Below are 22,451 nucleotides of genomic sequence, written 5' to 3'. Positions count from 1 at the left end.
GTCTGGTGGCTTTCGTCAAGGAACAGCAGGCAGTTGTCGGGCAGGTATTCGAACAGCGTCGGCGGCGGTTCGCCCGGTAGGCGTCCGGTGAGAAAGCGGCTGTAGTTCTCGATCCCCGCGCAGGAACCCGTCGCGGCGATCATTTCAAGATCGAAGTTGGTGCGCTGCTCCAGCCTTTGCGCTTCCAGCAGCTTGCCTTCCTCGACCAGCTCTTTCAACCGCTCGGTCAATTCAAACCGGATCGCGTCTGCCGCCTGCTTCATCGTCGGTCCCGGCGTCACATAGTGCGAATTGGCGTAAACGCGCACGTTGCTCAGCTTCGCTCCGCTCTTGCCGGTCAGTGGGTCGAACTCGACGATCTCCTCAACCTCGTCACCAAAGAAGCTGATGCGCCATGCGGTGTCATCATAGTGGGAGGGGAAGATTTCCAGATTGTCGCCCCGCACGCGGAAGTTGCCGCGTGCGAAACCTGCATCGTTGCGTTTGTATTGCAGCGCCACCAGCTTGCGGATGATCTCGCCGCTGTCGACGCTTGCGCCCACTTTCAGGTCGAAGATCATGGCCGAATAGGTTTCGACCGACCCGATGCCGTAGATGCACGAAACCGAAGCCACGATGATCACATCGTCGCGTTCGAGAAGAGACCGGGTGGCCGAGTGGCGCATCCGGTCGATCGCCTCGTTGGTCGAACTTTCCTTTTCGATATAGGTGTCAGACCGGGGGACATAGGCTTCGGGCTGGTAGTAATCGTAGTAGGAGACGAAATATTCCACCGCGTTGTCGGGGAAGAAGCTCTTCATTTCGCCATAGAGCTGCGCGGCAAGGATCTTGTTGGGGGCGAGGATCAGGGCCGGGCGCTGCGTCGCCTGGATCACTTGCGCCATCGTGAAGGTCTTGCCCGAGCCGGTCACGCCGAGCAGCACTTGCGTCTGGTCATCGGCCCGGATGCCTTCCACCAGATCGGCAATGGCGGTTGGCTGGTCGCCCGCCGGTTCGTATTCCGATACGATCTTGAACGGTTTGCCGCCCTCCACCTTGTCAGGTCGGGCGGGGCGGTGGGGCACGAAGGTGCCAGAGGTATCGGGCTCTTCGAGTCCCCTGCGGATAACGAGTTCGGCCATGCCCCGGATATGGGGAACAAACCGCGTCCATGCAACTGTGGCGCGCAACCGGAGTGAACTGCCGCACTGGCGCTTTTGCGTGCGGGTGGTAGCCTTGCCGCAGGAACGACGAACGGAGAGTCCCATGCGCGCCATGATTGCCCTGCTTCCGCTGCTCGCACTGGCCGCCTGCGGCGACGATGCGACGGTTGAAAGGAAGGATGCCACTACCGCCGAAGTGGCCAAATCAGTTGCTGATGCCGGGATGAAGCTGCAACCGGGGCGGTGGGAACTGACGATGAACTTCAAGAAGTTCGATGTCGAAGGAATGCCGCCCGAAGCCAAGCAGGCCATGCAACAGATGATGGGGCAAAGCCGCACGTTCGCTTCGTGCCTGACCAAGGAAGAAGCGGAAAAGCCCGATGGCAGCTTCTTCGGTCAGCAGGGTGAGGATTGTCGTTATGACAGCTTCACGATGGGCGGTGGCAAGATCGACGCGACGATGACCTGCAAGGGTTCCGGCAGTGACGTTGGCACATCAGCCAGGATGAAGATGGCAGGAACCTACAGCGCGGATTCCTATGACATGACGATGAACATGGACGGCACTGCGCCCAATGGCAAAACGATGTCCATCGAAATGGGAATGGCATCAAAGCATGTGGGCGATTGCAAGGGCGATGAAACGTCCTGATCGGGCCGCGCATATTTCATATTCTTGACACGAATTTGAAACAAACACCCAAAGCTGGCGTTCATCGGCGGTTAGTCCGATAGGGCGCAGGCAATGGCAATGATGTTCAGGCAACCGGAACCGGCAGGCGGAATGGGGCAGTTTACCGCCCGCATTTCAACCCTGCGCGATGAAGTGGCACGGCGGGGCGCTCTGGCGCTCCAGCCGCGTCCGCAAGGTGTGCGTGGGCCAAAGTGGCAGGCTTTGCTGGGCGAATTGCGCACGCCGGTGGAGCACTGGCAGGCCACGCGCCAGCCGCCGCGTGCGGATGAGCAGCCGGTCCATTCCTGCCCGGTCATGCTCCTGCCCGGCTTCGGTACGCACCCCATGCGGATGAGGCCGTTGGCCCGCGCACTGGAAGCGGCGGGGCACCGCGTCAGCGATTGGGGGCTGGGCTTCAACATGGGCGCGACCGAAGACCGCTTTACGCGGCTGTGCGAACGTGTCGTGGCGATGGCGCGCAAGGAAGGCGAACCGTTGGTGCTGGTCGGCTGGAGCCTTGGCGGGCTGTTCGCGCGCGAAGTGGCCAAGGCTCACCCCGAAGCGGTGCGCATGGTGGTGACAATGGGCACACCGTTTTCAGGCGATCGGCGTGCGAACAATGCTTGGCGGGCCTATCAACTGATCGCCGGGCATTCGGTTGACGCACCGCCCATTGGCACCGACCTTGCGCAGAAGCCGCCAGTGCCGACGGTCGCGTTGTGGAGTCCGCGCGATGGCATCGTCTCCGCCCGCTCCGCCTGTGGGCGCAAGGGCGAGCGTGATCTGGCCGTGGCGCTGCGCTGCACCCATCTGGGTTTCGCCGCCCATCCCGATGTTGCGGACGTGCTGAAGCGACTGCTGGTTTCAGATTAAGCGGCTTCAACCTCGACGGTTATTCCGCTCAACGCTGCATTCCCCGATAACGGGTCAATTTCGCTCAACGTAAGGTCGTTGACGCTTACCCCCGGCCTGCCCATTGCATTTGCCATTGCCACACCGGGCAGGGCGTGGCCCCAGCCGTGGGGGATGGAGATGGTGCCGGGCATCATGTCGTCGGTCACTTCGGCGCAAAGTGCGATCTCTCCGGCATCCGAGCGCACGGTAACCTGTGCGCCATCTGCGATGCCGCGCGCGTTCGCGTCGTCAGGATGGATCATCACGGTGCAGCGATCCGGGCCCTTGATCAGGCGGCGGCTATTGGCCAGCCATGAATTGTTCGTGCGCAAATGACGTCGGCCGATCAGGCGTAAGCCATGCGCAGTTTCTTCGACCGGCGGATCCAGCGCGGAAAGGGCGTCCATGAACTCGGCCACGTTGCAGGCTACCCGCTTGTCCTTGGTCCGCAATCTTGCCGGTAGTTGGCCGACAGGCGGCGGCCCCAGATCCATGCCGGAGGGGGCGGCCTCCACCTGCTCCAGCGTCAAGCCATACGGCCCCGCACGCAGCAGACCGTCCAGCGCTTCGCGCGGGGTAGGGGCCTGCACAGGTTCTCCGCTGATCGCGTGGGCAAGGCCGCGCAGGATTTCCCAGTCGTGCAGTGTGCCTTCTTCCTGCGGCAACGTCGGCGGCGAATAGACCGCAATAGTTCGCGCGGCCATCGGCAGCAGGAACAGGCCGTAGTGATCACGTTCCAATGGCCCGGAAGGGGGCAGGATGTAATGCGCGTGGGAACTGGTGGCGTTGCGGTAGATGTCGATGGAAACCATCAGGTCAAGATTGCCCAGAGCCTTTGCCAGCCGCGCGCCATTGGGCGTGGACAGCACCGGATTGCCCGCCACGACGAACAGCGCCCTGATCTGACCTTCGCCGGGAGTCTCGATCTCCTCAGCCATCGCGGCGGCAGGAAATTCACCCAGCACTGACCGGTGCCCGGAAACGCGCGATGCGAACTTGCCGATGGAGCCGGGTGGCAGAACGCTTACCGTATCGACGGCAGGAAGGCCGAACACCCAACCCCCTTCGCGGTCGAGCTGGCCTGCTGCGATGTTGATCAGCGATATCAGCCAGGCGTTGAGCGTGCCATGCGACTGCGTTGCCACGCCCATGCGTCCATAAAGCACGGCGGGGCCGCTGGTGAACCGCTCGGCCAGCGCTTCGATCTCGTCCAGCGCGATCCCGCACGCACTCGCGCAGGCGGCGCTGTCAAATCGGCCTATCAGAGTCGCCACTTCATCCAGTCCGGTCACGAAATCCTGCACCGGGCGGAAAGGCGTGCGCGCCATTACCGCCTTGAGCAGTGCCACAAGCAGGAACACGTCGCTGGCCGGGCGGATGAACAGATGCTGGTCCGCAATCTTCGCGGTTTCGGTGCGGCGCGGGTCGATCACCACCAGCTTGCCGCCGCGCGCTTTCAGATCGCGCATCCGGTTGCGGAAATCGGGCACGGTCCACAATGATCCGTTCGATGCCATCGGATTGCCGCCAAGGATCACCAATGTCTGCGTGCGGTCCGCATCGGGAATCGGGAACATGCTGGCGTGGCCCCACAGCCGCAGATTCGCCACCTGATGCGGCATCTGGTCCACGGTGCTGGCCGAGAACCTGTTCTTCGTCCGAAGCGCCTGCCCCAGATATTCCGCGTTGAGCGCATTGCCATAGGAGTGCGCATTCGGATTGCCGATATAGACCGCCGAGGCACCGGCATCTTTCGCAAGGATCGCGCGGGTCTTTTCGCCGATCTCGGCAAAGGCCTGTTCGAAGCTGATTTCGTGCCAGTCGCTTCCCACTCGCTTCAGCGGTTTGCGCAGCCGATCCGGGTCTTCCTGCAAGTCCTGCAAGGCCGTGCCTTTCGGGCAAATATGCCCGCGCGACAATGGGTTGTCTGGATCACCCTTGATCGAAAGCACCCTTCCGGCATCGACTTCCACCAGCACGCCGCAATTGGCTTCGCAGATATGGCAGGTGCGATGATGGATCGTCGGCATCGCGCTTCTCCCGGATCATTTTAGCTGATCGATTAAATCGCATCCCTGACCCATTCGGGCAAGCGCAAATGCTTGTCCGATGGGCGCAGCCAATGCGGCGCAAATTTATTTCGCAGGTGCAACATGAGCGCGCTTGGCAAAGCCGTTTCATTGTGCAAGCTTCGTCGATGAACGGGATGTGCCTATGAAAAAAACCTCGCCCTCGTCATATGACGAGATGCTCCACGCCGATGGTTCGGTGCGCTCTGCCTACGCGGGTTATCGCGAATGGTATGATGAGCAACCGCCCGACCTGTTAAGGCGCAAGGGGAGTGAGGCCGAGGCTTTTTTCCGTCGCACCGGGATCACCTTCAACGTCTATGGCAATGAGGACGCGGAAGAGCGGCTGATCCCGTTCGATATGGTGCCGCGCATCATCACCGCGCAGCAATGGCGCAAGCTTTCGCGCGGGATTGAACAGCGGGTGAGGGCACTGAACGCCTTCCTCCACGATCTCTATCACCGGCAGGAAATTGTCCGTTCGGGCCGCCTGCCTGCGCGCCTGCTAAAAAACAATGAAGCGTTCCTGCCCGAAATGGTCGGCTTCACGCCGCCGGGCGGGGTCTACACCCACATCGTCGGCATCGATCTCGTCCGCACGGGCGAAGATGATTTCATGGTGCTGGAAGACAATGCCCGCACGCCCAGCGGGGTCTCCTATATGCTGGAGAACCGCGAAACGATGATGGCGATGTTCCCGGAACTCTTCACCCGCGTCCGCGTGCGGGAGGTTTCAGACTATCCCCGCCGTCTTGCCCGCAGCCTTGCCGCCTGTGCGCCTTCCGGGTTCGGAGGCAAGAAGCCCGTCGTCGCGGTGCTGACTCCGGGGATCTACAACTCGGCCTACTTCGAGCACGCCTTTCTGGCCGACCAGATGGGCGCCGAACTGGTCGAAGGCAGCGATCTGCGTGTGGAGAATGGGCGCATCGCCATGCGCACCACGCGCGGGTATGAACCGATCGATGTGCTCTATCGCCGGGTTGATGATGAATACCTCGATCCGCTGACCTTCAATCCCAATTCGGTGCTTGGGGTATCAGGCATCATGGACGTCTATCGCGGCGGCGGTATCACCATCGCCAACGCCCCCGGCACCGGCATTGCCGATGACAAGGCGATCTATTCGTTCATGCCCGAAATCGTCGAGTTCTATACTGGCGAAAAACCCATCCTGCAGAACGTGCCGACCTGGCGCTGCGCTGAACCCGAAGCGCTCAAATACGTGCTGGACAACCTTGCCGAGCTGGTGGTGAAGGAAGTGCACGGTTCAGGCGGCTACGGCATGTTGATCGGGCCAACGTCTTCGAAAAAGGAACTCGCCGCGTTCGAGGCCAAGCTACGGGCCAAGCCTGAAAACTACATCGCGCAGCCCACGCTCTCTCTCTCCACTGTGCCGATCCTGACCAAGGCGGGCCTCGCCCCGCGCCACGTGGACTTGCGCCCCTTCGTGCTGGTCAGCCCCAACGGGATCGATATCACGCCGGGCGGGCTGACCCGCGTTGCGTTGAAAAAGGGATCGCTGGTGGTGAACTCGTCGCAGGGCGGCGGCACCAAGGATAGCTGGGTACTGGACGACTGATATGTTGGGACGCTCTGCAAACGGCATATTCTGGCTGTTCCGCTATCTTGAACGGGCGGAGAACACCGCACGCCTGATCGAGGCGGGCTTTCGCATGGCGCTTACCCGCGATGCTTCAGACGCTTCGGACGAATGGCGCTCGCTCATCGTCACGCTCGGTCTGCGGCCGGGGTATGAGGCGCGCTATGGTTCGGAATATACCGGGCCGCACGTGTTCAACTATATTCTGCGTGACAAGGATAACCCCGGCAGCGTTCTGGCGATGACCGAGGGCGCGCGCACGAACGCCCGAATGGTCCGTGCCGGGATCACGCGCGAGGTGTGGGAATCTGTCAACGACGGCTGGATGCAGCTCAAGGATGCGCTGGCCCGCCCGGTGCCGGAAACCCGCCTTGGCGATGTGCTCGATCTCGTCCGCCGCCAGTCAACGCAAGTGCGCGGCGCGATGGAAGGCACTATGCTGCGCAATGAAATTTACAATTTCGCGCGGCTGGGCAGCTTCATCGAACGGGCTGACAACACCGCGCGCATCCTCGACGTGAAATATTACGTGCTGCTCCCGTCGATATCCTATGTCGGATCAAGCCTCGATAACGTGCAGTGGGAAAACGTGCTGCGCTCGGTCGCCGGGGAACGTGCCTATCGCTGGCTGAACGCGGGCCGGATGGACCCGCGCGGCATTGCCGAATTCCTGATCCTTGATGGGCGGTTTCCGCGCAGCCTTGCGTTCTGCTATTCCAAGCTGCGGTCGAATCTTGCCAGCCTTGCGCGCGAATATGGCGGTGAAATGCACAGCCACGAACTGCTGCGCGATGCCGATTGCCAGTTCCATCAGGCCACGATCGAAGGGATATTCGAACAGGGCCTGCACGAATTTATCGGGCGGTTCATCCGCAACAACACCTCGCTCGCGCTGCAAGTCCAGCGCGACTACCGCTTCATCGATTAGGCCAGAACGCCATGCGCCTCGCGATAGATCACACCACGCATTACGTTTTTTCCGGCCCAGTCAGTCGCGGGATGCAGCGTCTGCGACTGAAGCCCAAGACATCCTCTGGCCAGCGCGTGCTTGAATGGAGCATGCACTTCGATGGCGCGCAGGCGCAGGTCGAATACGATGATCCGAACTGCAATAACGTCACCCTGATCTCGTTCGAACCGGGCGTGCAGGAAGTGACCATCCGCTGCGAAGGACTGGTCGATACCAACGACGAATCCGGCATCATCGGGAAGCATTCGGGTTTCATGCCGATGTGGCAGTTTCAGGAACAGACAGACCTTACCCGCTCTGGCCCGCGCACCCGCGCTCTGCTGGCGGGCTTGACGCAGGATGGCAACACGCTGGGTATGCTGCACGGCCTTTCCGCGCTGATCCGCGAAAGGGTGGAATATTCCACCGGCCACACCGATGCCGCGACCACGGCCGAAGGCGTCCTCGCGGCGGCGCGGGGCGTGTGTCAGGACCATGCGCATGTCTTCATCGGTGCAGCCCGCGCTTTGGGGATTCCCGCGCGTTATGTCAGCGGCTACCTGATGATGAACGACCGGGTTGAGCAGGACGCAGGCCACGCATGGGCTGAAGCGTTCGTCGAAGGGCTGGGCTGGGTCGGGTTCGATATTTCCAACGGCATCAGTCCCGATGCCCGCTATGTCCGCGTGGCGACCGGTCGGGATTATCGTGATGCGGCTCCCATCACGGGTATCCGATACGGCGCGCGTGACGAATCCATGCATGTGAAGCTTGCCGTCGAACAGCAGCGTGTGGAACAATAAGCCGGGATAAGACACGCCGATGCAGACAATGGGGCGGGATTCGGTCATAACCGGATCTTGGATGTCTGCGGATAAAACGGGCTGACGGGGCAGATCGATGACGTATTGCGTGGGAATGGTGCTCGACAAGGGCCTCGTGCTGATGAGCGACACACGCACAAATTCCGGCGTCGATAACATCTCGGTCTTCCGAAAGATGTATCACTGGTCGGTTCCGGGCGAACGCCAGATCACGATCATGACGGCCGGAAACCTTGCCACCACGCAAGCCGTGATCTCGCAACTGGAAGAGCGGAACAAGGCGCCAAGTGACCGCCGCCCTTCGGTGCTTGAAGCGCCCACGATGTTTCAGGTTGCCACACAGGTGGGCAACTTGCTGCGCAGCGTCATCGAGGGGCGTCAGGAAGGCGGAATGCAGTCCGAAGGCCCGCGCTTTACAGCGTCGATGATCGTGGCAGGCCAGATCAGGGACATGGAACCACGCCTGTTCATGATCTATCCCGAAGGCAACTTCATCGAAGCCAGCTTTGATACACCGTTCTTCCAGATCGGTGAAACCAAGTATGGTCGCCCGATCCTGCTGCGCGGCTATGACCGGACGATGAGTTTTGAAGATGCGGTCAAGCTGTTGATGGTGTCGTTCGATTCAACGCTGGCGGCCAACCTTTCGGTCGGCCTGCCGTTCGATCTCATGGTGCTGGAACGTGACCGGTTCGAACCCCTGCACCAGCGCCGTATTCTTGCCAGCGATCCCTATTTCAAATCGATCTCTTCAAGTTGGAGCGAAGCGCTGCGGCAGGCGTTTCATTCGCTGCCCGATTATACCTTTGCCGAAGATGGTGAACACCGCGCCTGAAATCTTGCGCGGGTGCGGTCAGAACGACGGCTCACAGCCGCTCGACACCCTTAACGCTATCTTGCCGAAAAATAACAGATTCTCTGCGGATTGGTCGAAACGTTCCATAATTTGTCCTCCGGTGTCGGTCGTTTTGAAACGATTGCATCCGTTCCCGAAGCGATCTTCCTTAGGAAAAACGTGTAGGATGGCCTGACAGGGTTCAGTTTCGGTTCATTCCGAAACTAACCTTTGTGGCCAAATATTTCTGCTGGCGCATACCTGCCCACATGGTTGATCGCGTCACACTCCACATCCTCGATGGTGATACCGCCCGCAGGGCGCAGCTCGCACGCTTGGCGTTTGCGGCAGGCCATCATGCTGAAATCTATGCCTCGGCTGATGAGCTGCTGGCCCACGCCCCGTCAGGCGGCTTGGTGCTGGCGCAGGACGAGCCGGTCGGCGAAGGCATCCCCCGCCTGATCGCGGCGATGATGCGCGCCGGGCACTGGTTGCCCGTCATCGCTATTGCCGAAACGCCAGAAACATCTGCCGTGGTCCGTGCGATCAAGGCTGGCGCGCTTGATTATCTCGCCATGCCCTCGCAGATCGCGCCGCTGAACGATGCTGTGGCCCACGCCGCGAAAGAAGCAGACTCCTACCGTGCTCAGCGTGCCCGCGCGGCCGAAGCCCGCCAGCGCATCTCCCGCCTTTCCCTGCGTGAACGCGAAGTGCTGGACCGCCTTGCCGAAGGTTGCAGCAACAAGGCCATCGCCCGCGAACTCGATATCAGCCCGCGCACTGTCGAAATCCATCGCATGAAGATGATGGGCAAACTCGGCGCGCGCCATGCCGCCGAAGCTGTCCGCCTTCGCATCGAAGCCAGCGGGCTGGATGAAGTGGCGGCTTGACGCTGTGGCCTGACGCTTCAGGGGCGACAACCAGAACGCAAAAAGGCGGGAGCGATCCCGCCTTTTTTGTTGTCACCGGCAGAAGGGCTTCAACCCGCCCGGTTCCAGATGGAAGTGATCGCGGTGCGCGGCGTTATAATCCGGGGTGAGGACGGTGCCGAAGCGTTTGCACGCGCTGTCGCGCACCGTGCGTAGAAATGCGCGGATCTGGGGTGAGGGGCTGTTCCAATCTGAAACCACGCTGATCCGCCGCCCATCGGCCAGCCGGAATGCCGCCACGTCCACCGCATTGGCCGTAGCATGGGCGGAAAGGCGGTTGGTGCCGGCCACATTGCGACAGGAATAGCTGCCCATCGTCTCGATCCGCACCAGTGGGCTGCCCAGAATTTGCCGCGCTGCCCTGTCCACCCCGAACCGTGCCCAGCCTTGCAGCGAACTTGCCACCGGACAAGTGACCGGCCCAAGATTGGTCACTTCCAGTCGGGCGTCGTCGCCCCGCAGTTCGGCCAGCCGCACAGTGCCAAGGTTCGAACAGCCAGTGCCGAAATACTGGTCGGCCAGCGGTGTGAACTTTGCCTGCGTCGTTCCCAGATTGGCCAGGCAGGCCCGCGCCTGTGGTGATTGCGAAAGCGACGCGCCCGTGCCGCGCGCAGGTTGGCGTTTTGGCTGCTCCGGCGCACCGATGCAGCCCGAAAGCAAAGCGGTCAAAGCCGCAACAAGGATCGCGCGCCGGGACATGGCGTGAAATTGACACTTCATGGTTATCAATGGGTTAAAGCAGCGCGCGACAAAGCCACAGCCTGTCGCAAACCGTGCACCGCAAGTGCGGCACCAGCTATCCGTTTTCGTTGATAGGGAAAATGCCGGGAGAAATGGTGGGCGCTGACGGGCTCGAACCGCCGACCCTCTCGGTGTAAACGAGATGCTCTACCAACTGAGCTAAGCGCCCCGGCGGTTGCGCTATTGCGCGGAAAGTGCGGGGCAGTCAACCGTGCAGGTTGGTATTATCCTTCGGATAGCTGCGGCGTGGTGATGATACGGTCGCGCGCCACGCGAATATCACCCGCTTCCTTCTGCAGTTTCAGTCGCTCCTTGTCGTTCGCGCGGAACATGTCTTCGCTGCGGGCAACCGCCTCTGCCGAAAGCCCTGCGTCGGCCAGCGCGATTCGCGCCATCTTTACCGCCGATTCCATCACTTCGCGCACCACGGCATTTACCGGCGCATCGCGCAGGGCAATCACCGCTCGCCGGTCGAAAGCCCGGACATAAAGCGCGGCACGAGGGAAGGCTTCATGCACCGCTTCCACGAAATCCGATGAGACCTGATCGCCGTCCATGCAGAAGAAGATCATCTCCGCATCGCCCGCGCCTGCCTGCCGCAACAGGTCCAGCCGGGTGCCGTCACCGAAATAGACCTTCGCGCCAAAGCCTGCGGCCACATCGATCATCTCGATATCGGTATCGACCATCGTCACGGGGATATTGCTGGCCAGCAGCATCTGCGTCACGCTCTGCCCAAAGCGGCCAAAGCCCACGACCACCGCATTTGCGCCATCGGGCTGCGGTCCTTCGCGTTCTCCGGGCGCGCTTTCCGCCTCGCGCCGGAACCGGGCGGTGGCCATCATCAGGAACGGCGTCGTCGCCATCGAAAGCGTGACGACGGCGCCGAACAGGCTTGCCGCATCGGGTGCGATCAGCAGCGCGCTCTGCGCCTGCGCAAACAGCACAAAGCCGAATTCACCGCCTTGGCTCAGCAACAGGCCCAGCGCCATCGCCCCGCGCCATGCCATGCCGAATGCCATGCCGATGCCAAAGATCACCGCGCCCTTCACCGCGATCAGTGCCAGCGCCATGCCCGCCACGAACAGCGGCCGTTCGGCAATCGCTTCAAGGTTCAGCATCATCCCCACGGCAAGGAAGAACAGACCCAGCAGGATCGAACGGAACGGTTCGACATCGGCCTCCAGTTCGTGCCGGTATGGGCTGTCCGCCAGCATTACGCCCGCCACAAAAGCGCCCAGCGCCGTCGAAAGCCCCAGCAGTTCCATGACCGCCGCCGATGCCATGACGGTGAACAGTGCTGCCACCACGAACATCTCGCGCTCGCCCAGATTACCGATCAGGCGAAACAGCGGACGGATCACGAACCGCCCCGCCGCGATCAGTCCGGCCAGCGCGCCCAAGGTATAAAGCGCCAGCAGCCAGCCCGGAGGGCCACCGGCATCAGCCGGATTGCGGCTCATCGCGCTGATGATCGTGATCAACGGGATGATCGAAAGGTCCTGAAACAGCAGCATCGCAAAGGCGCGTTCGCCAAAGGGCGTGCGCAGTCGCCCCGACGATTGCAGCATCGGCAAGACCTGCGCGGTGGACGAAAGCGCCAGCGGCAGGCCCAGGGCCAGCGCCGCTTCCCAACTGAATTCGGTGAACATGCCGATCACCGCCGTCACCGCAAGCCCGCAGAAGACGACCTGCAACAGGCCCAGTCCCAGAATGTCCCGCTTCATCCGCCACAGCCGTGCCGGGTTCAGTTCCAGCCCGACAAGGAACAGCAGCAGCGTTATGCCGAGTTCGGCAATGCCCAGTTTCTGTTCGGCATCGCCCACCAATCCCAACACCTGCGGCCCTACAACAGCGCCTGCCACGAGATAGCCCAGCGTGGCACCCAGGCCCAGCCGCCTGAACACCAGCACGAATATCAGCGCAAAGCCCAGCAGGAGGAACCCGTCGCGCAACATGGAAGTGTGTTCGGCCATGCGCTTACCTTTAGGCGACCAGCGCGTGTCCGCAACCACCGTTCAGCTTGCGTTGATCTGCGGTCGCGGAAAGTCTAGCCAGAAAGATGCGAGAACGACATTCGTCACAATAACTCGTCATGCTGAACTTGTTTCAGCATCCATCCCACGGCACCGAGCGGCGGTCCGTGGCGAGAAATGGACCCTGAAACAAGTTCAGGGTGACGGGTAACCTGTCAGCGAGTTTTGTTTTGATCGAAGCAGCGAAACGGCAGAGGGGTATTCATGCGCAAGGTTCTGGCACTCGCGGCGGCAACGCTGCCCGCAATCGCTTCAGCCCAGTCAAACCCACCTTCCGCCCAGGGCGATGTCTCGCTCACCATCTATAACAACGATCTCGCGCTGGTGCAGGACGTGCGCCAGATGAGCCTGCCCACAGGCCGCACCCGGCAGGAATTTCCCGATGTATCCGCCGCAATCCGGCCCGAAACGGTTACGCTTAATGCAGGCGGCACCGGCATCGTCGAACAGAACTTCGACTATGATCTGCTCACGCCGGAAAAGCTGATGGACAAAGCCGTGGGGCAAACCGTAACCGTCGTCCGCACCAATCCTGCCACGGGGGCCGAAACGCGCGAAAGTGCAACGATCCTTGCCAACAATGGCGGCACCGTGGTCCGCATTGGTGACCGGATCGAGGTGCTCAACCAATATGGCGCGCGGGTAATCTTCCCCAGCCTGCCCGCAGGCCTTCGCGCGCGCCCCACGCTATCGGTCACGCTCGATACCACCACGCCCGGCAGCCGCCCCGTCTCGCTCAGCTATCTCTCGCGCGGTTTCGGATGGAAGGCGGATTATGTCGCCCTGTTCGATGAGGCTGCAGGCAAGATCGACGTGCAGGGCTGGATCACGCTCAATAACAACAGCGGCACCACGTTCGGTCAGGCCAAGGTGCTGCTCGTTGCAGGGGCCGTGGGGCAGGAAAACAACGGTTACCAAAGCTACCGCCCGCAGCGTCCGGTCATGCCCGGCAACCGCCCCGGCACGCAGACCGCCAACCGCGAAAGCCTTGGCGATTTCTATGTCTATCCCATCGCGGGCCGCACCACCGTGGCCAATGCCCAGCAGAAGCAGGTCAGCTTCCTTGATGTGGCGGGCGCCCCAGCGACCAAGGCTTATCACTTCCGCAATGGGTGGCTGCAGAACCAGACCGAACCGCAAAGCGCCGACACCGTGCTGCGCTTTTCCACCGCGCGCGAGGCGGGCCTTGGCGATGCGCTGCCCGCTGGCACCGTGCGTGTCTATATGCGCGATGCGCGGGGACAGCCGCAGTTCATTGGCGAAAATGGTATCGGGCACACCCCGATGGGGTCCGCGCTTGCGCTGAAAACGGGCGAGGCGTTCGACGTGAAAGTCCAGCCCATGCTGGAAAAGCGCGATCGGATCGACAGCGGAGAATGGGAACGCTCGGTTCGCTACCGCGTGACCACGCCCGGCAAATCCCCCACCGAAGTCACCGTGGAAACCGAAAAGGTCTTCTGGCGCACGACGATGACCTACAAGGTCACCAATGCCAAGGCCACGCCCGTCACCGTCGAAGTGGTGCAGGGCGGCCTCGACAACTGGTGGCACGATACGCGCGTTCCCAGCGAGACGATCAAGGGCGAACAGCGCTCAGCCGATGAACGTGTGTGGCAGGTGCCTGTCCCCGCCAATGGCGAGACGACGCTCACCGTCCAGTTCGACACACGTTATTGAGCCGCCCGGTGCGCCGCGCACTATTTGCCGCGCTGTTGTTATGCGCCAGCGCTCCCGCGTTGGGGCAGGGCATGGTCACGTCCGCCGCGCCTGAATCCGTCTCGGTCAGCGTCTATCGCGCGCCCGATCGTGGCAGTGACACCGCGATGGAGCTTAACTGGCTGCAAGGCTACGCGCTGGTCACCGAAAAGCGCACCGTTGAAATCCCCGCAGGCAAGGCCACGATCCGCTTTGAAGGCGTGGCGGCAGGGCTTTTTCCCGAAAGTGCCATAGTCACCGGCCTGCCGTCCGGCGTGCGGGAAAAGAACCTCGACGCTGATCTGCTGTCCCCGCGCAGCCTCTACGCGCGCATGTTCGGTAGGCCCGTAATCCTGCGGCGCACGCTTCCCGGCAACGGCGGCATTCGTGAAGAGCGCGCGGTCATTCGTTCCGGCCCCGACGGCGCAGCGATTCTTCAAACCGCCGCCGGGTTCGAAGTGGCCAATTGCGGCGGACTGAACGATGAAATCCTCTATGCCGAAGCACCAGAGGACTTGTCGGCCCGTCCCACCCTCTCGATAGAAACCGAAAGCGCCACCCCGCAAAAGGTCACGCTGTCGCTGTCCTATCTCGCTTGGGGTTTTGATTGGCAATCGAACTATGTGATCCACATGAACCCCGATGGTCGCACGGCAGACCTTGCGGCATGGGTCACGCTGGCCAGCAGCGATTCAACCAGCTTTGCCGATGCGGAAACCGCGGTGATTGCTGGCGAAGTGAACCGCGAAGATACGGAACGGGGCGAAGCGCCATCGGGCGGCGATCTCGAACTGCGCTGCGTCCTGTCTTCGCGGCCGCCCCCGCCGCCTGCACCGCCACCTCCGCCGATGGCAATGGCTCCAGCGCCTGCGATGATGATGGAGAGCGCCGATATCGTCGTAACGGCCCAGCGCGCCAAGGCCATGAATGTCCCCGTCACCGTCCAGCAGGAAGGGTTGGGCGACCTCAAACTTTATCGCGTCCCCGTTCCTGTCACCGTCGCCGCCAATGCCCAAAAGCAGGTCGCGCTGGCGCAGAAGCCGGGCGTCAAGATGGACGCGCTCTATCGCACGGAAATCTGGGAAGACAGTAACGAACCGGTCCGTCAGATGCTGCGCACCCGCAACCGCAAGGAAGAAGGCCTTGGCCTTCCGCTGCCCGGCGGCCCTGTGACAGTGTTCGAACCTTTTGGTGAAACCACACTGCTCGCAGGCGAAGGCGGGTTGCAGGACCGCGCCGTGGGCGAAGACGTTGAAATTCTTCTCTCCCCATCCACCCAGGTCACCGCCACGGTGGAGGAACTGGACCGTAAAGGTCGCACCCGCACCGTGCGTCTTACGGCCACCAACGCCCGGCCTGTGCCCATCAGCTTCGAAGCCCGCATTGCGCGCAACCCGGAAACGCAGTTGAAGCCCATCGGCGCAAGGCTCACCCGCAAGGATGGTCGCGATATCTGGTCGGCCACCGTGCCTGCCAACGGCACAATGACGCTGACCTATCGCCTCGTAGAAGCAGAGTGATTTTGATCACAATCGGATGACTCGCGCTTGCCAATGGGCAGGCAATATTGAACCATGCTCATCCAGATCGGGGGCGTGGTTCAATGAATTGGTCGCATTGGTGCAAGTACGGCGGCAAACTGGTTTTTGCCGCATCCGCGCTATTGATCACCGGTTCCGCTCACGCTGCATGGCGTGAAGCCTCCACCACGCATTTCGTCATCTATGGCGAAGAATCCGAAAGCGTGCTGCGCAAGTTTGCCGAAAATCTGGAAAAGTATCATTCGGCTTTGGCGCTGGCGACGCAACAGGACGTGCCCGATCCCAGTCCGTCCAACCGCGTCACTGTCTATTCGGTGGGCAGTCTCGATCAGGTCCGCAAGCTCTATGGAGAGAAAGAGGCCAGTCGCTACCTCAGCGGGTTCTATGTTCCGCGCGCGGGCCATACATTTGCCATAGTGCCCGATATCATCGGGGCCACGGTAGCTGACTGGAACGATACGCTTCAGGTGCTGCTGCACGAATATGCCCACCATTTTGTGATGAGCACCAGCCGCTTCCCTCTGCCGCGCTGGGCGAACGAAGGCACTGCGGAATTTTTCGCCTCCGCCGCGTTCAAACGCGACGGCTCGGTCAGTATCGGCCGCCCCAATCCCGGCCGCCTGCTCGAAAACACCTATGCGGTCGATGTTTCCTTGCCCGAACTCATGGACCCGGAACTCTATGCTGCCAAACGCAGCAAGTTCTACGATTCCTTCTACGGGCGAAGCTGGCTGCTCTATCACGCGCTGGTGATGTCGCCGAAGCGGCAGGGGCAGCTTGCCCGCTATTACAATGGGTTGGTTTCTGGTCAATCCTCGCTCGACGCGGCCAAATCTGCCTTCGGTGATCTCGCCGCTTTTGACCGCGAACTTGATGGCTATTCCAAGCGTCGCGGCTTCATGACATATACGATCAAGGCGGAAGCCTTGAAGGTTGGCCCCGTCGCCGTGCGCGAATTGCGTGAAGGCGAAGCCGCGATCATGACGCTGCGCATTCGCCAGAATCGCGGGGTGGACGAAGCGGCAGCCAAAACCCTGCTCGCCGCGATGCGCACATTCGCCCAGCAATATCCCAAAGATCCTGCCGTGATGGCCGTGCTGGCCGAAGCGGAATACGACGCTGGCAACCATGCCGAAGCCATCGTTGCCGCCGATGCCGCGCTTGCGCTCAATCCGGCACAGGTTCAGGCGCATGTGCAAAAGGGCTATGCCTTGTTCGCGCAGGCGCAGAAATCGGGGCAGGCCAAGGATTTCCGCATCGCGAACAACGCTTTCCTCCGTCTCAACGCGGTGGAGAACGATCATCCGATACCGCTGATCTATTTTCACCGCAGCTTTACCGAACGCGGTGTGAAGCCGCCGGAGAATGCAGTCCAAGGTCTTGAAAAGGCGTCGGAACTCGCACCCTATGACGAAGGGGTGCATCTGTCGCTGGCAACGCAATATATCGCCGAGGGGAAGCCCGATCTGGCGCGGCTCCATCTGGTACCGGTTGCCTATGATCCTCACGGCGGCGATCTGGCCGATACCGCGCGGAAGATGCTGGATGGTTTGCATTCTCCGGCCAAACCGGAAAGTCCTGCGGCAGAGGCACAAAAAACCGTGCCATCCGCGGCAACTGCGCAACCCTGAAAGTAAGCGCGCCGCCCGTGAACCTGCCATCAGCAACAAAAAGTCGCTGACGTCATGGCTTCATGATGATACCGAGCCGTCATGGGTGGGAATAGGGGCGGAATTTCAGGCGGTTCGTGGCTTGGCGTGGCCAGAGCAATGTTGCCCGGCGTCGCCGTTCCCGGTCTGCTGCTCGGCCTCGCTGCAGCGTTCCTGATGCTGACCGCTGGCAGCAGCCAGCCTGAACAGCCGCAATCGCGCGTCGATGCCGACGGTCGCTACCAACTGGTCACGCCGTGGAACACGGTATTTGATCGCGCCATGCTCAAAGGTCGACCTTCTCTCGTGTGGTATGGCTGCATCGATTGCGCGGATGGCAGCGCAGATACGCTGGCTCGACTGGTACGGTTGCGCAAGGCCAATGGGCAGGGTGACGACGCGGTGCGGATCGTGATGATCACGCTCGACCCGCGGCGCGATACACCCGAACGTCTTCGCCAGTTCGTTGATCGCGTAGGCGGTGGAGTGATTGCGCTTACCGGAAATGCCGAAGTCGTGGCGAAAGTGGCCGACAATGCCGGAATATTCGTCCGCCGTGCCATGCTGCCGGGCGGTGTCACGCAGATAGAGCATACCAGTGATGCCTATCTCTACGATGCCAACGACGATTTCTTTGCGCGGATCAGCCCGAAGGACAGCGATGCGGCGGCACTGGCAAAGCTGCGCGGCGTTTTCAAGGTGACCGATCAGACTGGAGATGTCACCCCGGTCGATAAATCGCATAGACCTTCTTGACCTGCACCGTGCTTTCCCACGAACATTCGGCACCTTGTTCCACAAGGAAAACATCGCCTTCGCAATAGGTTGCTTTCCGCCCAGCACCATCGACGAACGTAACTGCGCCCTGCGTCAGGTGCATCAGTTCATAATGGCGATAGGGCATAGCAATGCGAGTGTAGGGCGTGGAATCCCAGGTGCCGCAGACGAATTCGCCGTTGGCAGAGCGATAGTCGGTAAAGTTCCGGCACGATGGCGTCGGCCCGACGAGCAGTTCGGCCAGCGGCGGGTTGGATGGGCTGAGTCGCGCGGCTTCATCGATCGGGACAAGGCGATCTGCGCCTGCAGGGCCACTGGAGCAGCGCATTATGATGACTGTGGTGGCCGTGCGCGCCGTCCATGCGAAGGGCAGGCCTGCAGGGATTACCACGCTGCGGCGTGCAGGAACATCAACAAGATCAGTGCCTTGTTGCAAGGCCAACGCACCGTCCAGCACGATTGCGAATTCATCCGCCGCCAGCGCCGCTTCCGTTCCCTCACCCGAAAGGCGCAGAACCGCGACGCTGACCGGACCATCGGGAAGGAAAAGCGCCTGACGGTTCGCTGTCCAGGCTCCGTCGCCGCTGGCGGCGAGGAGGTCTGACTGGGCGGCGAAGGCGGCGAGATCGATGAAGGAGCGGACGCGGGTGGGGGCTTCGGTCATGGGGCCTGCTTTTGCTGGATTTGCAGGCGATGATAGCGGGGCGGCAGGCACAGATGTTGGCGAAGTCCGACGATTGACGGCAGGATTGGCTGGTCGTGATGGCGCAGACGGCATGGCAAACTGCGGTGCGGAGCGGCCAGGAAAACGGGTGCATTCTGCCCGCCTTTCAGCGCCTTGCAGGTGATTCCAAAGGTCGCTCAGGCGCGCTTAGGTGCAGTTAGGTGCATCTAGGTGCACTTCAGAAACACACCGGTTACAGCGCCAGAAGATCACTGCCCACTTCGGCGAAATAGCGGGCCATCGCCTCTGTCGCGGTGTCCGAAAGGGTGATGAATGCCCGGCGCCGGTCGGTAGCATCCTCGGCCCGGCAGAAAAGGCCTGCGTTCGTCATCTGCGTAATCCAGCGCAGCGCGGTTGTGGGCGGCACGCCCGATGCGATGCACAGCGAGGTGACGGATACGCGCTTATGCTCTGCCCGGGCGGCGGTGAGATCGAGCAGCATGTCCCATGCAGGATCGGCGAAAAGTTCACCTTCGAAAAAGCGCGAACGCAACTGGCGCTGGCGGAGGATCTTGCGCACGAGGCGGGGATCGGGAAGCGAGGGGCGGCCAGTGCGTGCGGCCTGGGCCGATGATTGCACGAGCCGCTGCGTGGCGGGATCGCGCGCGTTGCTGCCATCAAACGAAAACGCCGAAGCGCCAACGCGATCGCCACTTTCATCCTCAAGCGGACTGCCTGACAGCGCTTCAAGCTTGTGCGCGATTTCGGAAACCTGCTGAGTAAGCCGGAGGAGCGACATGCGATCGATGTCCGACAGTTCGCGCACCCGCGAACCTTGGCCGCACAGCACCTGACCAAGCGCCATCAGGCGATCCGCCCGGCTGGGGCTGACCAGAATCTGTGCTTCGGACTGATCGAGGCAGCCGAACACATCATCGAGCGAACCCATGCTGGTGGATACCACCATCTGCGCGCCGCCATTGGCGACCCGCTGATCCAGACGGGCGAGGGCGGCCATTTCAGTGCCTTCGAGAACCGGGCAATCGACCAGCACGAGATCGCCCAGCGGGGCATCATCGGCCCCGGCAGCAATGGTTGCCAGATCGGCAGTGCGCGCGACGCGCAAGCCCGCAGCGGCGGCATCTTCGGCCATTTCGCTGCGCAGCCACGCGCGATCGGCAAAGATCGAGACTGCGAGCGGCGAGAAGGTGCGCAACAGGGCGGTATCTTCAACACCTGCGCCATCAGACCAGCCCCGATCCGCGCTGCCGGGATATTCGAACGGTGCCACTGTCTGTGCCATTGCCCTGTTCCTTAGTATCGCTACTTATGCGAACAGGTGTGGAACAAACAGGGGGTACGTCAAGGCCGGTTATCTCGATTTTGGATCAAGATACGATCTCGATGGGCGTGCCATCGCCCACAAGTGTCCATAATTCTTCGATTTCCTCATTGGACAAGGCAATGCATCCATCAGTCCAATCCCCCGGAACGCGGCCAATATCGATCCAGTTTGGTTGTCCATGAATGAAAATCTGCCCGCCGGGAGATCTGCCCCGCGATTCGGCAAAGGTTCGATCTGCCGCGTTCGGATAGGAAATGTGGAGCGACAGATGGTAGGCGCTATCCGGGTTGCCATGATCGATGACATAGCGGCCTTCGGGCGTGCGCTCATCACCTTCGAACTGCTTGTGCCCCTGCGACGCATCGCCCAACTGGATGCCATCATAGCGGCGCAACACGGTGCCTGAAGCATCAAGCAGAAGCAGGCGGCGCGCCGATTTTTCGACACGGATGGAGGCGACATCCTCGGCGCGGATCGCGCTGGCACGGGCTGGCTGCGGAGAGCCGGGGAACACGCCCCATGCCGTTGCCGCGACAACCGCGGGAAGCAGTAACAGGACGATCCGGCGGCGCATGTGCCCAGCATAGCCCCGACGGCAAGCGGCGGGAATGCCAAGTTTGGTATGTCAGGGGGACGGCGGCGCTGCCGCCCTCTGGCGCATCAATCTACAAACGGATCGCGCACGAGGATCGTGTCTTCGCGTTCCGGGCTGGTGGAGACGAGCGCCACCGGCGTTTCGATAAGTTCCTGCACGCGCTGGATATACTTGATCGCCTGCGCAGGCAGATCGGCCCATGAACGCGCGCCTGCGGTGGTGCCGTCCCAGCCGTCCATTTCTTCGTAGATCGGTTCGACTTCCGCCTGATCGGCGGCGTGCGAAGGATAATAGTCCAGCACCTTTCCGCGCAGGCGATAGCCGGTGCAGATCTTCACCTTGTCAAAACCGTCAAGCACATCGAGCTTGGTCAGCGCGATGCCGGTGACGCCGGAGATCGCGCAGGACTGGCGAACCAGCACGGCATCGAACCAGCCGCAGCGGCGCTTGCGCCCGGTCACGGTGCCAAATTCGTGGCCGCGTTCGCCCAGACGCTGACCGGTTTCGTCCTCAAGCTCGGTGGGGAACGGGCCGGAGCCGACGCGCGTGGTATAGGCCTTGACGATGCCCAGCACGAACCCGGTGGAATTGGGGCCGAGGCCCGAACCCGAAGCAGCGGTGCCCGAAACGGTGTTCGACGAGGTGACGAACGGATAGGTGCCGTGATCGACATCGAGCAGCACGCCCTGCGCGCCTTCGAACAGGATGCGCGCGCCAGCCTTGCGCACGGTGTTCAACCGCTTCCACACCGGCTGCGCGAATTGCAGTACGTAAGGCGCGATTTCGCGCAGTTCTTCGATGAGGGCAGCGCGATCGACCGGCGGCTGGCCGAAGCCTGCACGCAACGCATCGTGATGCGCGCAAAGGCGATCAAGCTGCGAATCGAGTGCATCGAGATGGGCCAGATCGCAAACGCGGATGGCGCGGCGGCCGACCTTGTCTTCATAGGCCGGGCCGATGCCGCGCCCGGTGGTGCCGATCTTGCCTGCACCAGCGGCCTGTTCGCGCAGGCCATCCAGATCGCGGTGGAGCGGCAGGATCAGCGGGCAATTATCGGCAATGGCAAAGTTTTCGGCATTGATTTCAACGCCCTGTCCGGTGAGCTTTTCAATCTCTGCCTTCAGCGCCCACGGATCGAGCACCACGCCGTTGCCGATGATCGACAGCGTGCCGGTGACGATGCCCGAAGGCAGCAGCGACAGCTTGTAAACCTGTTCGCCCACGACGAGCGTGTGCCCGGCATTGTGGCCGCCCTGAAAGCGGACGACGGCATCGGCACGGCTGGCCAGCCAATCGACGATCTTGCCTTTGCCTTCATCGCCCCACTGGGCGCCAATCACGGTTACGTTGGCCATGAATACACTCCTCCACCCTGCCAGGGTGGATCCAAAAACGCCCTTCGACAGGACTCGGCGTAGCGGATGGATGGGCGAGGCGCGGCCCCGCATTTCGGTGCGCGCCCTAGGAGGGGAAGGGCGGGCAAGTCAAGGCTG

The 22,451-nt window shown here is 61.8% G+C and carries 19 protein-coding genes and 1 tRNA gene; 11 read left to right on the top strand and 9 right to left on the bottom strand.

The annotated features are described in order from the left end of the window. The coding region (locus tag ACOVQ0_RS01870; RefSeq protein WP_421879465.1) for a DEAD/DEAH box helicase family protein at nucleotides 1-1,121 on the bottom strand (1,121 nt) is incomplete at its 3' end. A 124-nt stretch (nucleotides 1,122-1,245) separates the two neighbouring features. On the opposite strand from ACOVQ0_RS01870, the gene ACOVQ0_RS01865 reads away from it, so the two are divergent. Both ACOVQ0_RS01865 and ACOVQ0_RS01860 read left to right on the top strand, forming a co-directional pair. Then, complete coding sequence (locus ACOVQ0_RS01865; protein WP_421879462.1) at nucleotides 1,246-1,794, top strand: DUF3617 domain-containing protein; 549 nt, start codon at nucleotides 1,246-1,248, stop codon at nucleotides 1,792-1,794. A gap of 93 nt (nucleotides 1,795-1,887) precedes the next feature. Continuing rightward, nucleotides 1,888-2,688 (top strand): esterase/lipase family protein, encoded by an 801-nt coding sequence (locus tag ACOVQ0_RS01860; protein WP_421879459.1) that lies wholly within the window; start codon nucleotides 1,888-1,890, stop codon nucleotides 2,686-2,688. Here the strand turns inward: ACOVQ0_RS01860 and ACOVQ0_RS01855 are convergent. After that, nucleotides 2,685-4,739: a molybdopterin oxidoreductase family protein gene (locus ACOVQ0_RS01855; protein ID WP_421879456.1), complete on the bottom strand. Its 2,055-nt coding sequence runs from the start codon at nucleotides 4,737-4,739 to the stop codon at nucleotides 2,685-2,687. The two genes, ACOVQ0_RS01860 and ACOVQ0_RS01855, sit on opposite strands and share 4 nt — an antisense overlap. 184 nt (nucleotides 4,740-4,923) lie before the next feature. Between ACOVQ0_RS01855 and ACOVQ0_RS01850 the strand changes: the two genes are divergently transcribed. From ACOVQ0_RS01850 to ACOVQ0_RS01830, 5 genes are all read left to right on the top strand, one after another. Then, nucleotides 4,924-6,357: a circularly permuted type 2 ATP-grasp protein gene (locus tag ACOVQ0_RS01850; protein WP_421879453.1), complete on the top strand. Its 1,434-nt coding sequence runs from the start codon at nucleotides 4,924-4,926 to the stop codon at nucleotides 6,355-6,357. 1 nt (nucleotide 6,358) lies between these two features. Continuing rightward, nucleotides 6,359-7,306, top strand: a complete 948-nt coding sequence (locus tag ACOVQ0_RS01845) for an alpha-E domain-containing protein (protein WP_421879450.1) — start codon at nucleotides 6,359-6,361, stop codon at nucleotides 7,304-7,306. An 11-nt stretch (nucleotides 7,307-7,317) separates the two neighbouring features. Beyond that, nucleotides 7,318-8,130, top strand: coding sequence for a transglutaminase family protein (locus ACOVQ0_RS01840; RefSeq protein WP_421879447.1), 813 nt, complete (start codon nucleotides 7,318-7,320; stop codon nucleotides 8,128-8,130). Between the two features lie 97 nt (nucleotides 8,131-8,227). Further along, nucleotides 8,228-8,986 (top strand): peptidase, encoded by a 759-nt coding sequence (locus tag ACOVQ0_RS01835; protein WP_421879444.1) that lies wholly within the window; start codon nucleotides 8,228-8,230, stop codon nucleotides 8,984-8,986. A 269-nt stretch (nucleotides 8,987-9,255) separates the two neighbouring features. Next, the gene (locus ACOVQ0_RS01830) at nucleotides 9,256-9,876 is read left to right on the top strand and encodes a response regulator transcription factor (RefSeq protein WP_421879442.1); all 621 of its coding nucleotides are present in this window, start codon (nucleotides 9,256-9,258) and stop codon (nucleotides 9,874-9,876) included. 72 nt (nucleotides 9,877-9,948) lie between these two features. Here the strand turns inward: ACOVQ0_RS01830 and ACOVQ0_RS01825 are convergent, their stop codons facing one another. The 3 genes from ACOVQ0_RS01825 to ACOVQ0_RS01815 form a co-directional block, all read right to left on the bottom strand. Then, nucleotides 9,949-10,614 (bottom strand): extensin family protein, encoded by a 666-nt coding sequence (locus ACOVQ0_RS01825; RefSeq protein ID WP_421879439.1) that lies wholly within the window; start codon nucleotides 10,612-10,614, stop codon nucleotides 9,949-9,951. A 135-nt stretch (nucleotides 10,615-10,749) separates the two neighbouring features. Beyond that, nucleotides 10,750-10,825 (bottom strand) — tRNA-Val (locus ACOVQ0_RS01820). A 55-nt stretch (nucleotides 10,826-10,880) separates the two neighbouring features. Further along, a complete protein-coding gene (locus ACOVQ0_RS01815; protein ID WP_421879436.1) occupies nucleotides 10,881-12,632 on the bottom strand; it encodes a cation:proton antiporter in 1,752 nt (583 codons plus the stop codon). 264 nt (nucleotides 12,633-12,896) lie between these two features. On the opposite strand from ACOVQ0_RS01815, the gene ACOVQ0_RS01810 reads away from it, so the two are divergent. The 4 genes from ACOVQ0_RS01810 (at nucleotide 12,897) to ACOVQ0_RS01795 (ending at nucleotide 18,333) form a co-directional block, all read left to right on the top strand. After that, the gene (locus tag ACOVQ0_RS01810; protein WP_421879434.1) at nucleotides 12,897-14,369 is read left to right on the top strand and encodes a DUF4139 domain-containing protein; all 1,473 of its coding nucleotides are present in this window, start codon (nucleotides 12,897-12,899) and stop codon (nucleotides 14,367-14,369) included. 8 nt (nucleotides 14,370-14,377) lie between these two features. Continuing rightward, complete coding sequence (locus ACOVQ0_RS01805; protein WP_421879431.1) at nucleotides 14,378-15,907, top strand: DUF4139 domain-containing protein; 1,530 nt, start codon at nucleotides 14,378-14,380, stop codon at nucleotides 15,905-15,907. A gap of 83 nt (nucleotides 15,908-15,990) precedes the next feature. Further along, nucleotides 15,991-17,559, top strand: coding sequence for a hypothetical protein (locus ACOVQ0_RS01800; protein WP_421879428.1), 1,569 nt, complete (start codon nucleotides 15,991-15,993; stop codon nucleotides 17,557-17,559). Nucleotides 17,560-17,697: 138 nt separating this feature from the next. Next, nucleotides 17,698-18,333 (top strand): SCO family protein, encoded by a 636-nt coding sequence (locus tag ACOVQ0_RS01795; protein ID WP_421879425.1) that lies wholly within the window; start codon nucleotides 17,698-17,700, stop codon nucleotides 18,331-18,333. On the opposite strand, the gene ACOVQ0_RS01790 is transcribed toward ACOVQ0_RS01795, so the two are convergent. From ACOVQ0_RS01790 to ACOVQ0_RS01775, 4 genes are all read right to left on the bottom strand, one after another. After that, nucleotides 18,299-19,018: a cupin domain-containing protein gene (locus ACOVQ0_RS01790; protein ID WP_421879422.1), complete on the bottom strand. Its 720-nt coding sequence runs from the start codon at nucleotides 19,016-19,018 to the stop codon at nucleotides 18,299-18,301. The genes ACOVQ0_RS01795 and ACOVQ0_RS01790 overlap by 35 nt on opposite strands. 253 nt (nucleotides 19,019-19,271) lie before the next feature. Continuing rightward, nucleotides 19,272-20,321, bottom strand: coding sequence for a MarR family transcriptional regulator (locus ACOVQ0_RS01785; RefSeq protein WP_421879420.1), 1,050 nt, complete (start codon nucleotides 20,319-20,321; stop codon nucleotides 19,272-19,274). Nucleotides 20,322-20,406: 85 nt separating this feature from the next. Beyond that, on the bottom strand, nucleotides 20,407-20,937 hold the full coding sequence (locus ACOVQ0_RS01780; protein ID WP_421879417.1) for a L,D-transpeptidase family protein: 531 nt from the start codon (nucleotides 20,935-20,937) through the stop codon (nucleotides 20,407-20,409). An 86-nt stretch (nucleotides 20,938-21,023) separates the two neighbouring features. Then, nucleotides 21,024-22,313: an adenylosuccinate synthase gene (locus tag ACOVQ0_RS01775; protein WP_421879414.1), complete on the bottom strand. Its 1,290-nt coding sequence runs from the start codon at nucleotides 22,311-22,313 to the stop codon at nucleotides 21,024-21,026. Nucleotides 22,314-22,451 lie beyond the last annotated feature (138 nt).

Source organism: Novosphingobium sp. (assembly GCF_049240505.1).
GTDB lineage: Bacteria > Pseudomonadota > Alphaproteobacteria > Sphingomonadales > Sphingomonadaceae > Novosphingobium.
The sequence above is the reverse complement of the archived record's forward strand: the minus strand, read 5'-3'. Positions and strand labels throughout refer to the sequence as shown.